Raw genomic sequence first — 14,439 nt, 5'->3', positions numbered from 1 at the left:
TGAGAATGAGGGTTTCGGAATGAGAGCGGCTGTCTGGAGCAATGGCGAGGCCTATAGTCTCGCGCACACGCAAGTGCGCGGCATTGCCGCCGTTTGCGATCCTTCCGGCGCACTGTTTCTGCCCGATCTCGCCATGCTGGTCGTGTCTGATCTGCATCTGGAAAAAGGCTCATCCTTCGCCCGGCGTGGGCAACTGATCCCACCTTATGATACGGCGGCAACGCTCGATATGCTTGCTGTGGCAGTCGCCCGTTACCAGCCGAAGGTGATCATCAGCCTTGGCGACAGTTTTCATGATCCGAAAGCCAGCGAACGCCTGCCGTCGCTTTACGCCATCCGACTGAAATCGCTGATGGAAAATCGCGACTGGTTCTGGATCACCGGCAATCACGATCCCGAACGCCCGGTCGATCTACCGGGCGATTGTGTGGAGGAACTGGCGGTGGGACCGCTTGTGTTCCGGCACGAACCCTCGCGCATGCTTGGGCAGGGCGAGATTGCGGGCCATCTGCATCCGGCGGCGCGCATCGTGCGGCGTGGGCGCTCCGTGCGTCGTCCCTGTTTCGTCAGCGATGGCGAAAGGCTGATCATGCCCGCTTTCGGTGCATATACCGGCGCGCTCAACGTGCTGGACCGCGCCTTTCGCGGCCTTTTTGTCGATGAAACGTTACGCGCCTATATGCTGGGGCAAGGCAAGGTCTATCCGATTGCCCGCGGCGCGCTGCATGGCGGTTGAACCTTTGCATTTACGCATTATCCGACGCATCGAAGCGGGATTAGAAATCAGTCCAGTGAACTGATTTCCCCGCGTAGGCGCTTCGCACTTTTGCTGGAAATGCTCTAGTCTTTCCTGAACAGAATACGTCCGAACCAGCCGGTGAAGACCGCCAGAAAAACCGCGAACAGACCATAGAGCAGGCTATATTGGTGGGCGGCGTTATAAACGCTTTGCTCCAGACCGGCCTTGACGATTTCCAGACCGGCATTGGCTTCGCGCAGAAAGACGCCGTTGCGAAACAAAAGTGCACGCGCCTTGTGTCGTCCAACCGGCACATTGGCTGGCAGGTTGAGCGTCGCGCGAAACAAGGTGCGTGACACGAATTCCACGCCACCAATGCGCTGATTGTAGAGGCCCTGCCGGATTTTCATCTCGCGAAGCTCGGTTCCGAATTTCGGAATGTTGCCCGACAGGCTCGAAGGGTCTTCCGGGTTCAGATAGAAATTGCGCACGCCGACCGAAAGCTGACGGTAGACTTTTTCATCCGCAATATCCTGAAGATTGCGCGTCGAGGCGAGCGAATAGGATAGCGGAACGCCGAGAAAAGTCTCTGAATCGGCGTTGATCCAGACGCCCAGATAACGCTCCTTCTTGCGCACCACCAGGTTGCGTTCCGGCCCCTGCAAAACCACGATAATATCGTAACGCCCCTGCCGTTGGATCATCGGATCGGCATTGTCCAGCGCGCCGAAAATCGTCAGATCCGTGCCCCCGAAGTTGGAGGTGATGGCGATGGTTTCGGTCGAAAGGCCGATATCGATCGTTTCTTCCGCAGGCGTCTGCAACTGTGGGACTGTATTGCCGTCGCCACTGGCATTAATTTGCGCGAATGCGGCGCTCGCGAGAAGCGAAAGAGTGAGTGCTGAGACGAGGGCAGCGCTCCGCATCTCAAAAATCCGCTATCGTGATCGAGAACAGATTATCAGGCCGCACGAAGAGGCCAAAGGCAAGACGCAATGCAACGGCCAGCACAAGCAGGGCCAGCAAAAGGCGCAATTGTTCGCCGCGCAGTTTTTGGCCAGCGCGCGCACCATATTGCGCGCCGATCACGCCGCCAATCATCAGCAGGAAAGCCAGTACGATATCGATAGACTGGTTGGTGGTCGCCTGCATGACCGTGGTGAAAGCGGTCACGAATGTAATCTGGAAGAGCGAAGTGCCCACAACCACATTGGTCGGCACATGCAAAAGATAGATCAGCGCGGGCACCATGATGAAGCCGCCGCCGACGCCCATGATCGACGACAACAGACCGATAAAGAAGCCGATGCCGAGAACCGGGATGATGCTGACATAGATGGTCGAGGCGCGAAACCGCATTTTGAACGGCAGCCTGTGGATCCAAGTGTGCTGGCCGGGGCGGCGTATGGCGCCGCCTTTCTTGACCCGCCGCAAAGCGCGCAGGCTTTCCACCAGCATTAGCCCGCCAACACTGCCGAGGAAAAATACGTAGAGGATCGATACGATCAGATCGAGCTGGCCCAGTTCGCGCAGCCATGAGAAGACAAAAATACCGAGCAGCGAGCCGACGATACCGCCAGCAACGAGAAACAGGCCGAGCTTGATATCCAGCGTTCGCCGTTTGAAATGAACGAGCGCACCGGAAACAGACGAAGCGATAACCTGATTGGCGCCGGTCGCAACCGCAATGGCAGGCGGAATATTGTAGAAGATCAGCAGTGGCGTGATCAGAAATCCACCGCCCACACCGAACAGGCCGGAAAGAAAGCCGACCGCAGCGCCCATGCTGAGCAGAACCAGCATGTTGACCGATAATTCTGCAATGGGAAGATAAATACCCAATTCCGAACCCGGCTCTCACGGACGCATACGCTTCTCGGGCCCGCTGCGGTCGCGCAATCCCGCGAGGCCTGTTCACCTAACCGTCTTGCGCTGCCCGATCCGCGAAGTCAAACGCCGATTGGTATTACGGTTACCTTGCGCGGGACGTGTTACTTTCCTGCAATGGTTAGCCGCTTTTTCTATGTATTTTTCTGCAGCAGCAGCTGAACCAGCTTCTGATCGACATTGCCGGTTGGCTGCAGCCCGTTGGCCTTCTGGAACGAGGCAATGGCCGTGCGGGTCTTGCCGCCCATCACGCCGTCTGCCGTGCCGACATCATAGCCGTTCTTCTTGAGAATAAGCTGGATGTTGCGAACTGCCTTCTTCATATCCACCGAGCCGGTGGTGGTCGGCTTGGCTTCCGTCCAGGCATCCGGCACGTCAATGGAATTGGTGGCCTCGTTAAGCGGCTTTGCCTTCCATGACTGGACGGTGGCCTTCGCCTGTTCCAGCTGTTCCGGCTTCAGCGCTTCGGCGATCTGGTCGCGCTTCTGGGCGGCGTCCTTGTCACCGGAATTGGCGGCAAGCGCGAACCATTTGTAGCTTTCTTCCAGATTAACCGGGACACCGAGGCCCTTGGCGGCAAGAATGCCGAGATTGAACTGGCTGTCCTTCACGCCGAGGTCGGCAGCTTCGGTAAACCAGCGGGCGGCCGACGCATTGTCCGGAGCGCCGTTTGCGCCGGTTGCGAACAGAACGGCGAGGTTGTGCATCGCGCTTGCATTGCCCTGTTGCGCCGAAAGCTGATACCAGGTCTTGGCCTTGTCCAGATCGCGGGGCATGCCGAGGCCTTTTTCATTGAAATTGCCAAGGCGATACTGTGCCGGTGCAAAACCCTGACCGGCGGAAATGTCATACCATTGTGCGGCTTTGGTAAAGTCGGCGGTGACGCCGCGACCTTCCATGTAGCGATTGCCGATTTCGAACAAGGCGCGGGCATCGCCCTTGGCGGCGGCTTCGCGCAAGGCAGCCGGACCCGCTTCTTCCGGGATGGCCGGAAGAGCGACTTGAGCGGGTGCGGAAGGTGACGTGGTCTCTGCAGGCGCAGAGGCTTCGACCGGAGTGGTCGGCGCGCTGGCGATGACCGTTTCAATGGTGGACGATGGTTCCGATGCAGCGGGCGCTTCGGCCTTTTCCTGACGCGGCTCGATAATTTGTGGTGCCTCAGCTTGAACCGGAGCCTGCGGTGCTGCTGCTGGTGTCTCAGCGACGGGCGCTTCCGGCTGCGGAGCAACATCGACAGTCGCGTCGGTCGGTTCATCGCGGGTGAGGAAGGCGCTGCCGACTTGCAGACCCGCCATGGCGATCATGACGGCACCGATTGCCATCAGGATCGGCTTGCGCTGACGCTGCATGACATCGCCAACGGACTTTTTCTTCTTGCCTGCGCCCTTGACCGAACCCTTCTGGAGTTGTTCGGATTCGGCGGCTGCAAGCTGTGCGGCGCGGCGGGCGGCAGTGATAAAATCAACCTTGCCATTGGCTGCCAGAGCGGCGTCGGCTGCATCTTCGCGCTGGCGGCGTTCTTCGCGCACGCGCTTCATGATGGAGTTGAGGTCGGGCATATGATCGCCGCCGAACCGGGCATCCGGTTCGCTCTCGACGATGAGTTCGACAGTGGCCATTTCACTTTCGAAAGCCGGGGCGTCGTTTTTGTCGAAGCTTTCGGCCTTGAGATCGCCATCGGTATTCGCGCCGTTCTTGTCAGCGCGACGTCCGCGCATTGCCTTGGCAAGCCCCCCGAACAGCGACGACTTGCCGGAAGCTTCGCCAACGGGCGCAGCAACGACAGCGGTTTCGCCCTGAATGGTGGCAAAGGCAGCTTCGGCGGCAGCGGCTGCAGGCGAACGAGGCGTGTTCAGGCGCGGGGCACCGGTTTCCGGAGCGGAAAAGCGCGGTGCCGGGTCGCCCGCCAAAGCCATGGCCGGGCGCGCATCGTCTTCACGCTTGTCCGGATTGCGATTGGCAAGGCTTTCACTGCCCTGACCGCCCATATCCTGTTCAAGCCGGGACAGGCGATCCACGATCTTGACCAGCGTGTCGTGCACGGCTTCAAAGGTCTTGCTGTTGCGCTCGTCCGTATTGCGGGCCAGCATTTCCAGCGACTTCATATCGTCCGCGAGCTGACGGGCAATGGCTGTGTCGCCCTGGCTACCGTGCTGGAGAACACGCGCAACGGCGCTTTCCGCCGCTTCACGCGCCGCGTCGAGAACGGTCTCTCGGTTCGTTTCGAGCGAACGTTCGATGGAATCGAGGCGCGGCTTGATCTGGGCGAGTTCGGCAACCGGCTGGGCCAGATGGTGGGCGATATTGGCAATCTGATCTTCCAGATTGCGGATGGCTTCGCTGTCGGCCAGATTTGGCATTTCATAATGCGGCGCTTGCAGCAAGCCGAGCGAGATCTGCTGCGAAATGTCGTCAAGACGACCTTCGAGCGTATGGATCGCGTCGCTGTCGATGGAGCGGCCGCCATATTGCGCATCCAGCCGTTCGGTCAGTTCCGCGAAACGGCGGTCGATGGTGTCGAGAACCGCAGGGTCCGGCTCATGGCTGCGCCGTTCGGCGTTTTCCAGCTTCTGGCCAATGGCTTCGAGGCGGGCTTCAACGCTGCGATAATCGGACTGGCTCAGATTTTCCGTGACCTTGGCGACCTGATTGGCCAGAAGGCTGATCTGGTGTGCGAGCTGTTCGGCGATGCGATCGGGCAGAGCCTGTCCGCTGGACAGCACATCGATGCGCTGCGATAGCTCGCTCAGCTTCTGGAACAAGACATCTGAGTTCTGTCGGGAAGCCGAACCGTCGATCTGGTCTGCAAGCTCGGCAAGGCGCTTCTCGATGCGCTCCAGACGACGCGCATCTTCCTGATCGGGACGTTGCGCGCGGCTGGTCGCGATGATCGCACGGCTGATTTCGTCAAGCCGGGTGTCGATCTGGTTCAGCATATCCTGTTCGAAAGGCGCTGCGTTCTGCGGGTTCAGCGCGTCTTCGATGGAGTGGGTCAGCCTACCGATCCGCTCTTCAATGGCGCTGAAAGCATGGGACTGCGGCAGGGTGCCGATGGCTTCGCGCATCTGCTCAAGGCGCGAGCCAATGGCGTTGAGCGCCGGATTAACGGCGTCATGACGCTTTTCGAAAGCCTGCATCTGCGCGTCGAAGCGGTCCCAGCGATTGTCGATACGGCGCAGGGTTTCCTCGCGGGCAAGCGTATGGACGGTGCGGTTCAATTCATCGAACTGGCGGCGCAGCGCCTGCGCATTGGCCTCGCTGCTGCGCTCGGCAAGCAGGTGCACGCTTTCGCTGAGGCGATCGAAATCGTCACTCATGCGCTGCGAAAAACCTTCTTCGCTGGCAGCGCGCTGCATGCGCGACATTTCACGGCTGGCATCGCTGATCTCAGTGCTCGATGCAAAGCGCGCCTTCGCCTGTTCCTGGCTGTCCCGACGGCGGCGCAGATTGTCGGCGATTTCTGCGAGACCGGCTGCGGTCTCATCCGCATAGCGCGGGGCGGTAGGCTGGTGAGCGGCAAAGGAGGGGGCGTTCGGATGCGGTGCTGCGGGAGCGTCCTGTTCCAGCTCCATCAGGCGGCGCTCAAGACCGGCAAGCGTGCGGTCGAGCTCCTGCATGGCTGCGGATGCGGGGCGACGCTCGCGATGCGCGTTCAAATCATCAATCCTGGAACGCGAACCGGAAGCTAGCTCTGGATTTGCCATGAGAAATTCACTTTTCCAAATGATAAGGGTCGCCGGACGCAAATTCGGGAACGCAGAACCTTAGAAACTTGCTGCACCTACATTTGTACAAACGTAGTAAACAAGTCGTTAATATGCGGGTTTTCAGCTTGTTTTTGAACGAAAATTGTCCGGTCTGACGGCTCGCGCAGGTGTGGTAGGCACCAAATTGCGGGTTCGGAACTGGCCGGGTTCATCATGGCAGTACGAACAACCAGAATCGACGGGCAGGCCGGTCATTGTGTGGCCGAAGCTTTTACCTTGAGTCGTTTTCTCAATGAGGTTCCATCGCGCCTTGGTGCGGTGGACGGGCGTTTCCGGGGGCGGAAACAGGGATTAATATGAGTGAAAAGGCCATAGAGCCTGTAACGATAGCGGAGCTCCTGACCGGGAGCAGCTTGAAGGTCAGAGAAGATTACCAGCAACGCAGCCAATTGTTCCGGATTGGCGACCTGGCGCATGAGTTTGGTCTGTCGCTGCGCGCATTGCGTTTCTACGAGGATAAAGGATTGTTAAACCCGCGGCGGGCCGGGGTCACGCGGCTTTATGACCGTGAGGACCATACCCGTCTGCGTCTCATTCTGTTTGGTCGCCAGATCGGCTTTACGCTGGCGGAGACGAAACAGCTCATCGATCTCTGGAAAGAGGGCGCAAGCGATCTCGGTCAGGTCGATGATTTGCGCGCAACGCTTTCCGGAAAGCTTGCTGAACTTGAGAAGAAGAAGGGCGAAATCGACCGCTCGATTGAAGAGCTGAAAGCGCTTCTGAAAAGACTGGTGACGCCATCGGCGTGAGCGCTGAAGGACAGACCGCCTTTTCGCGGGGGCGAAAAGGCGGTCTTTGTCGTTTATGCGATGTCTTCGACCTGATCGAGATAGTCGCCATAGCCTTCGGCTTCCATCTCGGCCTTCGGCACAAAGCGCAGGGAGGCGGAGTTAATGCAATAACGCAGGCCGCCGCGATCAACCGGGCCGTCCGGGAAGACATGGCCAAGATGGCTGTCGCCATGGGCGGACCGTACTTCGGTGCGAACCATACCATGTGAGATGTCATTCAACTCGCTGACATTGGCCGGTTCAATCGGCTTGGTGAAGCTTGGCCAGCCGCAATGGGAATCGTATTTGTCGCTGGATGCAAAGAGCGGCTCGCCGGAAACGATATCGACGTAAATACCGGCTTCCTTATTATAGAGATATTCGCCGGTTCCCGGGCGCTCGGTGCCGCTTTCCTGCGTAACGCGATATTGCTCCGGGGACAGTTTGGCGATGGCCTCTGGATTCTTGCTGTAGCTCATGGGTAAAACTCCCTGTCATTCCACTTGAATCTAGGCCGTCTGTCGCAACAATTCCAGAGGACGGCACGGGAATTTGATGGGTTTCAACTGTCTTGCGTGACCAGTGCGGTTTCAGCTGTGCGCGTCACTTCCTGCAGTACGAAAAGCGCATTTTCCAGCGATTGACGGTCGATCTTTTCGAGAAGCTCGGCGCGGATATGATGCGTCACTTCCTGAAGTTCGCGAACCTGTTCCTGTCCTTCAGGCGTCAGCTCGATGCGCTTGGCGCGACGGTCGCCTTCCACCGGAACACGGCGGATAAGCTCCTGTTTTTCCAGCCCATCCAGCAGGCGGACAACCGATGGATGCTCGATTTCCAATGCATCGGCCAGTTCGCGCTGGTTCCAGTCGCGATCCTGCGCAAGCAACAGCATCACGCGGGCGCGTGATAGCGTCAGGCCAAGCGCCCGAACGCGAGAGTCAAATAGGTTGCGCATTTTTCGGGCCGCAGTGGATAGGCCCATCGTGAACGCGGCGTGCAGTTCCTGTTTCGGGTCATACATTACTTAGCAATCTAAAATATGGGTGTGCTATACATATAGCGATCTCCGATTTGATCGCAAGGGTTGCGGCTGGTTCATTGCAGCTTTCGGTAACCCTGAAATGACAACGTTTGCACAATTTTGCTTTACGTACCTCAAAACGAAAGTTAAGCTCGCAATTGTGAGGCTTTGGGAGGAGTTCACGTGCGATTTGATTATCAGGATCAATGGCGGGGAAGTTACGGCTGCAAGCGTAGCGCATCGAACGGTGCACGCTTATGACTTCGGCTGCAAATCCCGACAAAACTGCGCTTCTTGAAGCCCGATCCCTGTCGAAATCTTTCGGCCCTGTGCAGGTGCTGAAAAATATCAATCTGCAAATTTACGGTGGTGAGGTTCACGCGATCATCGGCGAGAACGGCGCCGGTAAATCGACGCTGATGAAGCTTCTTGCAGGCAATGAACGCCCGACAGCCGGTGAAATCCTTATTGACGGCAAGCCAATCGCCTTTGCAAATCCGGTTGAGGCCGAAGCACAGGGCATCGTCCTTGTGCATCAGGAAATATTGCTCGCACCCGATCTGACAGTTGCGCAAAATATTTATCTCGGTCGGGAGCTGTTAAACGGCATTACGGTCAACGACCGCTCCATGCGCGAGGGCGCACGCAAGGCGATACGGGACCTCGGTGCCGATATTAATCCCGATGCGGTGGTCGGCAGCCTGTCGATAGCGCAACGCCAGCTGGTGCAGATTGCGCGGGTTCTGCTGGTGCCGCACCGCGTGGTGATTTTCGACGAACCGACAGCTTCGCTGACGCCGGTTGAGACCGAAGCTCTGTTGAAGGTCATTCGCGATATCCGTGCCAAGGGCGTGGCGGTCCTCTACATTTCGCATCGCCTGCCGGAAGTGAAGGAAATCTCCGACCGGGTAACCGTGCTGCGGGACGGAACGCTTGTTGCTGCGCATATGGCGTCGCAGCTTCAGCCAGCCGACATGGCGCGTCTGATGGTCGGGCGCGATGTGGCGAAGCTTTATCCAGACCGCGCAACGCAGCATGGCGGTGAAGCTGTTCTGGAGGTCAGCGGCTTTTCCGTGCCCGGCTATGTGAAGGAAGCGAGTTTCCGCCTGAACAGAGGCGAGATACTGGGTTTCGCGGGACTGGTCGGCGCTGGCCGCACGGAACTGATGGAAGGCGTCGTGGGCCTGCGGCCCGGTAAGGGCGATGTGCGCCACAACGGCAAGCCCGCGCATTTCCGCGATGCCCATGACAGTCTGACGGCGGGCATCGCTTATCTGAGCGAAGATCGCAAAGGCAAGGGACTGTTGCTGACCAAGGATCTTGGCATCAATCTGACGCTCGCTTCACTCAAGAAATTCGTCAGCCGCTTCCAGATCGACCGCAACAAGGAGCGCGTGGCGCTGGATGATGCAATCCGCGATTTCGACATTCGCACGGGGAACAAGGACATTCTGGCCGGGCAATTGTCCGGGGGTAACCAGCAGAAACTGCTTCTGGCCAAGATGATGATGCTCGATCCATCTATTGTCATCATCGACGAGCCGACCCGCGGCATCGATGTCGGGACCAAGGAGCAGATTTATCAGTTTATCGCCAGTCTGGCCGACGAGGGGCGTTCGATCATTGTCGTGTCATCGGAAATGCCGGAGCTGATCGGTATTTGCGACCGTATCATCGTGATGCGCGAAGGACGCATCGCGGGCGAGGTTACGGGCGAGCGAATGACGGAACATGACATCGTCGTTCTGGCGACCGGTGTTAATGCAGAAGCGGCCTGAACGGCAATAAACAGAAAAAGACAATGAGTGGGAATTCAATGACACAGGTTGCGACTGATAAAAGCCGGGTACCGAAGACGTCCAACGACTGGGACCTGAGAGCCATCGCGCCATTCATCGCGCTTGCTCTTCTGCTGGTTCTTGGGGCAATCGCCAATCCCAACTTCATCAGCATTGACAATCTGCTGAATGTCGCAACGCGCAGCGCCTTCATTGCCATCATCGCGCTCGGCGCGACCTATGTGATCTCGTCGGGCGGTCTCGATCTTTCCGTCGGGGCAATGGTGGCCTTTGTCGCCAGTATCATGATCCTGTTCATGAACAGCGGCATCATCGCCGATCCGGTGATGATGCTGATTGCCGCCGTCATGCTGGCGGTCGTGGTGGGTGCGGCCTGCGGCCTCCTGAACGGACTGATCACGACGGTTGGAGGGATCGAGCCTTTCATCGCGACGCTCGGCACGATGGGCATCTATCGCGGTCTTACGACATGGCTGTCGCAGGGCGGCGCGATTACGCTCCGCAATCCAGACATACAGTCGCTTTATCGCCCGGCCTATTTTGGCACGGTTTTCGGCGTGCCTGTGCCGGTGATCGCCATCTTCGTCACGGCGGCAATTGCTGCCTTCGTCCTCTATCGAACGCGCTATGGGCGGCATGTGATTGCGGTTGGCTCCAGCGAGGATGTGGCGCGCTATTCCGGCATTTCTGTCAAGCGCGTGCGGACCATTGCCTATGTGGTGCAGGGGCTTTGTGTGGCCGTTGCCGTGCTGCTTTACGTGCCGCGCCTTGGCTCCACCTCGGCCACGACCGGTATTCTTTGGGAATTGCAGGCCATCACGGCGGTTGTGGTTGGCGGAACTGCGTTGCGCGGCGGTGTTGCCCGCGTCTGGGGCACCATCTGCGGCGCATTCATTTTGGAGATCGTCGGCAACATCATGCTGCTGTCGAACTTCATCAGCGAATATCTGATCGGGGCCATTCAGGGCGCGATCATCATCATCGCCATGCTGGTGCAGCGGTCACTGTCGCGACGATGACATGCAGGAATTGGCGGGATTGCAGGGGCGATCCCGGCAAAAAGGGGTATGTCTCCCGAAACCGGATACGGTGCTGGGAATAGGCATGCGTCCACTGAAAGAGACAAGCCCCGTTTTTTTGGGAGGAAAACATGCGAAGGAAATTTTTGGGCGTTGCTTTCGCCGCTTTGGCTGCAAGTGCCATGGCATTTACCGGTGTCGCCAGTGCACAGGACAAGAAAGTCACCATCGGCGTTTCAATTCCGGCTGCCGACCATGGCTGGACGGCAGGTGTCGTCTATCACGCCGAGCGCGTGGCCAAGCTTTTGATGCAGGAGCATCCGGGCCTGAACGTCATCGTTAAGACCTCGCCGGATGCGGCCAATCAGGCCAATGCGTTGCAGGATCTGGCGGTGCAGGGGCTTGACGCGCTGGTCGTGCTGCCATCCGATCCTGACCCGCTGGTCAACGCAATCAAGGAAATCAAGGACAAGGGCACATTCGTCGCGCTGGTCGACCGTGCGCCGAGCAACAATGACAATTCGATCCGCGATCTCTATGTCGCCGGTAACAATCCGGCGCTCGGTCAGGTTGCAGGCGAATATATCAAAAAGACCACGCCGGATGCGCAGGTCGTGGTTATTCGCGGCATGCCGATCCCGATCGACCAGCAGCGTCAGGACGGCTTTGACAAGGGCATTGAAGGCTCCAACGTCAAGGTTCTCGACCGCCAGTACGGCAACTGGAACCGCGACGATGCTTTCCGCGTCATGCAGGACTTCCTGACCAAATATCCGAAGATCGACGTGGTCTGGTGTCAGGATGACGACATGGCCGTTGGCGTTCTCGAAGCCATCAAGCAGGCCAACCGCAGTGATATCCAGTATATCGTTGCCGGTGCCGGTTCCAAGGACATGATCAAGAAGGTCATGGACGGCGACAAGCTTGTGCCGGTCGATGTGCTCTATCCGCCAGCGATGGTGGGCACGGCCATGCAGCTCACGGCTGGTCATTTCTATGACCAGACCCCGGTCAGCGGCAACTACATCCTCGATGCAACGCTCGTCACGAAAGACAATGCCGAGCAGTTCTACTTCCCGGATTCGCCATTCTGATCCGTTTGTATGCGCCCGCCGGTTTGGCGGGCGCATTTTCATTTTATTCTGGAGGAGTTTCGATGAAGACGATCAAGGGGCCGGGGATTTTCCTCGGGCAGTTTGCGGGCGATGCAGCGCCGTTCAACACATGGGACGGCATCACCAAATGGGCCGCCGAAAAAGGTTATGTCGGCGTTCAGGTGCCCACCTGGGCAAGCCAGCTGATCGATCTTAAAAAAGCCTCCGAATCCAAGGATTATTGCGACGAGTTCGCCGGGGTGGCGAAGGAAAACGGGGTGGTTGTCACCGAGCTTTCCACCCATCTGCAAGGCCAGCTTGTCGCTGTTCATCCGGCCTATGATGAAGCCTTTGACGGCTTTGCCGTGCCGGAAGTGCGTGGCAATCCCAAAGCCCGGCAGGCCTGGGCCGTCGAACAGGTGAAGATGGCGATCAAGGCGTCGCGCAATCTCGGTATTGGCGCGCATGCGACCTTTTCCGGCGCGCTCGCCTGGCCGTTTATCTATCCATGGCCGCAGCGGCCAGCCGGTCTGGTCGAAACGGCATTTGATGAACTCGCGCGCCGCTGGACGCCGATCCTCGACCATGCCGAGGAGCATGGCGTCGATATCTGCTACGAAATTCACCCTGGCGAAGACCTGCATGACGGTGTGACCTTCGAGATGTTTCTGGAGCGTGTGAAGAACCACCCGCGCGCCAACATGCTCTACGACCCGTCGCATTATGTGCTCCAATGTCTCGATTATCTCGACAATATCGACATCTACAAAGACCGGATCAGGATGTTCCACGTCAAGGATGCGGAGTTCAACCCGACCGGACGTCAGGGCGTTTATGGCGGCTATCAGGGCTGGGTCAATCGCGCCGGTCGTTTCCGCTCGCTCGGCGACGGGCAGGTTGATTTTGGTGCTGTCTTCTCCAAAATGGCCGCGAATAATTTTGACGGCTGGGCCGTGGTCGAATGGGAATGCGCCTTGAAGCACCCGGAAGACGGGGCGCGCGAAGGTGCGGAATTCGTAAAGGCGCATATTATTCGCGTCACCGACAAGGCGTTCGACGATTTTGCATCCGGCGGCACCGATGACGCTGCCAATCGCCGTATGCTGGGTCTTTGAGACGAAATGAGGAACTCATGACGATTGAAGCCAAAACCAAGGAAACAGCAACGCCGCGCATCCGGCTTGGGATGGTTGGCGGTGGAGCAGGGGCCTTCATTGGCGGCGTGCACCGCATGGCATCACGGCTCGACAACCGCTTCGAACTGGTTGCGGGCGCACTGTCGTCCTCGCCGGAAAAGGCGCAAGCGTCAGGACGTGAACTGGGACTGGCGTCGGACCGCATCTATTCGGATTTCCGCGAAATGGCGATCCGCGAAGCGCGGTTGAAAAACGGCATTGAAGCCGTTTCCATTGTGACGCCAAACCACGTTCACTATGAAGCCGCGAAAGAATTCCTGAAGCGCGGCATCCATGTCATTTGCGACAAGCCGCTGACCTCCACGCTGGCCGATGCCAAAAAGCTGAAGAAAGCGGCTGATGAGAGCGGCGCGCTGTTCGTGCTGACCCACAACTATACCGGTTACCCGATGGTGCGGCAGGCCCGCGCCATGGTGACGAGCGGTGAGTTGGGCGATCTGCGTGTTGTGCAGGTGGAATATGCGCAGGACTGGCTGACCGAAGCCGTCGAAGCCACGGGCGCGAAGGGCGCTGTCTGGCGCACCGATCCGGCGCAGTCCGGCCTTGGTGGTGCCACGGGTGATATCGGCACCCATGCCTTCAATCTTGCATCCTTCGTCACCGGGCTGACATTGGACAGTCTGGCTGCCGATCTCGACAGTTTTGTCGAGGGGCGTCGTCTTGATGACAATGCGCATGTGATGCTGCGCTTTGCGGGCGGCGCCAAGGGCATGCTCTGGTGCAGCCAGGTTGCGCCCGGCAACGAAAATGCGCTTCGCCTGCGTGTCTACGGCACCAAAGGCGGCATTGAATGGGCGCAGGAAGACCCGAACCGGCTGTGGTTTACCCCGTTCGGGGGCGAAAAACGGCTTATCACGCGCGGCGGTGCGGGTGCCGGACCTGAAGCTGCACGGGTAACGCGTGTGCCTGCTGGTCATCCAGAAGGCTATCTCGAAGCTTTTGCGACGATCTATACCGAAGCAGCCAATGCTATCGAGGCGCATCGTGAAGGCAAAAAGCCGGACGGTGCGGTGATTTATCCAACCGTTGACGATGGGTTGCTAGGTGTGAGCTTTATCGACGCTTGCGTCCGCTCGTCGAAGAGAAACGGCGCCTGGGTCAATCTCTGATCGGAAGCGAATAATTAAGTTGAGCGGCCACCTTGTGG

The 14,439-nt window shown here is 58.5% G+C and carries 12 protein-coding genes; 7 read left to right on the top strand and 5 right to left on the bottom strand.

The window, feature by feature from the left end; genetic code table 11:
* Positions 1 to 19 precede the first annotated feature (19 nt).
* Positions 20 to 736 carry a ligase-associated DNA damage response endonuclease PdeM gene (pdeM, locus tag ABWW11_RS19555; RefSeq protein WP_109367571.1) on the top strand — a complete coding sequence of 239 codons (717 nt, stop codon included), beginning with the start codon at positions 20 to 22 and terminating at the stop codon, positions 734 to 736.
* Positions 737 to 840: 104 nt separating this feature from the next.
* Here the strand turns inward: pdeM and ABWW11_RS19550 are convergent, their stop codons facing one another.
* The 3 genes from ABWW11_RS19550 to ABWW11_RS19540 all read right to left on the bottom strand — a co-directional run bounded on the left by ABWW11_RS19550 (position 841) and on the right by ABWW11_RS19540 (position 5,982).
* On the bottom strand, positions 841 to 1,665 hold the full coding sequence (locus tag ABWW11_RS19550) for a TIGR02186 family protein (protein WP_109367570.1): 825 nt from the start codon (positions 1,663 to 1,665) through the stop codon (positions 841 to 843).
* Position 1,666: 1 nt separating this feature from the next.
* The gene (locus ABWW11_RS19545; protein ID WP_235858985.1) at positions 1,667 to 2,542 is read right to left on the bottom strand and encodes a sulfite exporter TauE/SafE family protein; all 876 of its coding nucleotides are present in this window, start codon (positions 2,540 to 2,542) and stop codon (positions 1,667 to 1,669) included.
* A gap of 218 nt (positions 2,543 to 2,760) precedes the next feature.
* On the bottom strand, positions 2,761 to 5,982 hold the full coding sequence (locus tag ABWW11_RS19540) for a peptidoglycan-binding protein (protein ID WP_371831106.1): 3,222 nt from the start codon (positions 5,980 to 5,982) through the stop codon (positions 2,761 to 2,763).
* 707 nt (positions 5,983 to 6,689) lie between these two features.
* Here ABWW11_RS19540 and ABWW11_RS19535 point away from each other — a divergent pair.
* Positions 6,690 to 7,142: a MerR family transcriptional regulator gene (locus tag ABWW11_RS19535; RefSeq protein WP_109367567.1), complete on the top strand. Its 453-nt coding sequence runs from the start codon at positions 6,690 to 6,692 to the stop codon at positions 7,140 to 7,142.
* Positions 7,143 to 7,195: 53 nt separating this feature from the next.
* Here the strand turns inward: ABWW11_RS19535 and msrB are convergent, their stop codons facing one another.
* Positions 7,196 to 7,642, bottom strand: a complete 447-nt coding sequence (msrB, locus tag ABWW11_RS19530) for a peptide-methionine (R)-S-oxide reductase MsrB (RefSeq protein ID WP_109367566.1) — start codon at positions 7,640 to 7,642, stop codon at positions 7,196 to 7,198.
* Positions 7,643 to 7,725: 83 nt separating this feature from the next.
* Positions 7,726 to 8,184, bottom strand: a complete 459-nt coding sequence (locus ABWW11_RS19525; RefSeq protein ID WP_109367565.1) for a MarR family winged helix-turn-helix transcriptional regulator — start codon at positions 8,182 to 8,184, stop codon at positions 7,726 to 7,728.
* Positions 8,185 to 8,441: 257 nt separating this feature from the next.
* Between ABWW11_RS19525 and ABWW11_RS19520 the strand changes: the two genes are divergently transcribed.
* From ABWW11_RS19520 to ABWW11_RS19500, 5 genes are all read left to right on the top strand, one after another.
* On the top strand, positions 8,442 to 9,962 hold the full coding sequence (locus ABWW11_RS19520; RefSeq protein ID WP_109367564.1) for a sugar ABC transporter ATP-binding protein: 1,521 nt from the start codon (positions 8,442 to 8,444) through the stop codon (positions 9,960 to 9,962).
* Between the two features lie 38 nt (positions 9,963 to 10,000).
* On the top strand, positions 10,001 to 11,002 hold the full coding sequence (locus ABWW11_RS19515) for an ABC transporter permease (RefSeq protein WP_109367563.1): 1,002 nt from the start codon (positions 10,001 to 10,003) through the stop codon (positions 11,000 to 11,002).
* A gap of 131 nt (positions 11,003 to 11,133) precedes the next feature.
* On the top strand, positions 11,134 to 12,096 hold the full coding sequence (locus ABWW11_RS19510; protein ID WP_109367562.1) for a substrate-binding domain-containing protein: 963 nt from the start codon (positions 11,134 to 11,136) through the stop codon (positions 12,094 to 12,096).
* Between the two features lie 62 nt (positions 12,097 to 12,158).
* Complete coding sequence (locus tag ABWW11_RS19505; protein WP_109367561.1) at positions 12,159 to 13,211, top strand: sugar phosphate isomerase/epimerase family protein; 1,053 nt, start codon at positions 12,159 to 12,161, stop codon at positions 13,209 to 13,211.
* A 17-nt stretch (positions 13,212 to 13,228) separates the two neighbouring features.
* The gene (locus ABWW11_RS19500; RefSeq protein WP_109367560.1) at positions 13,229 to 14,401 is read left to right on the top strand and encodes a Gfo/Idh/MocA family protein; all 1,173 of its coding nucleotides are present in this window, start codon (positions 13,229 to 13,231) and stop codon (positions 14,399 to 14,401) included.
* Positions 14,402 to 14,439 lie beyond the last annotated feature (38 nt).

It is taken from the genome of Brucella sp. NBRC 113783 (assembly GCF_040372265.1).
GTDB lineage: Bacteria > Pseudomonadota > Alphaproteobacteria > Rhizobiales > Rhizobiaceae > Brucella > Brucella teleogrylli.
This window is presented reverse-complemented; position numbering and strand designations above follow the sequence as displayed.

Excerpts from the sequence above, each read along its gene's own strand:
- pdeM (WP_109367571.1), top strand. The coding sequence starts at position 20 with ATGAGAGCGGCTGTCTGGAGCAATGGCGAGGCCTATAGTCTCGCGCAC.
- ABWW11_RS19550 (WP_109367570.1), bottom strand. The coding sequence starts at position 1,665 with ATGCGGAGCGCTGCCCTCGTCTCAGCACTCACTCTTTCGCTTCTCGCG.
- ABWW11_RS19545 (WP_235858985.1), bottom strand. The coding sequence starts at position 2,542 with ATGCTGGTTCTGCTCAGCATGGGCGCTGCGGTCGGCTTTCTTTCCGGC.
- ABWW11_RS19540 (WP_371831106.1), bottom strand. The coding sequence starts at position 5,982 with ATGCAGCGCGCTGCCAGCGAAGAAGGTTTTTCGCAGCGCATGAGTGAC.
- ABWW11_RS19535 (WP_109367567.1), top strand. The coding sequence starts at position 6,690 with ATGAGTGAAAAGGCCATAGAGCCTGTAACGATAGCGGAGCTCCTGACC.
- msrB (WP_109367566.1), bottom strand. The coding sequence starts at position 7,642 with ATGAGCTACAGCAAGAATCCAGAGGCCATCGCCAAACTGTCCCCGGAG.
- ABWW11_RS19525 (WP_109367565.1), bottom strand. The coding sequence starts at position 8,184 with ATGTATGACCCGAAACAGGAACTGCACGCCGCGTTCACGATGGGCCTA.
- ABWW11_RS19520 (WP_109367564.1), top strand. The coding sequence starts at position 8,442 with ATGACTTCGGCTGCAAATCCCGACAAAACTGCGCTTCTTGAAGCCCGA.
- ABWW11_RS19515 (WP_109367563.1), top strand. The coding sequence starts at position 10,001 with ATGACACAGGTTGCGACTGATAAAAGCCGGGTACCGAAGACGTCCAAC.
- ABWW11_RS19510 (WP_109367562.1), top strand. The coding sequence starts at position 11,134 with ATGCGAAGGAAATTTTTGGGCGTTGCTTTCGCCGCTTTGGCTGCAAGT.
- ABWW11_RS19505 (WP_109367561.1), top strand. The coding sequence starts at position 12,159 with ATGAAGACGATCAAGGGGCCGGGGATTTTCCTCGGGCAGTTTGCGGGC.
- ABWW11_RS19500 (WP_109367560.1), top strand. The coding sequence starts at position 13,229 with ATGACGATTGAAGCCAAAACCAAGGAAACAGCAACGCCGCGCATCCGG.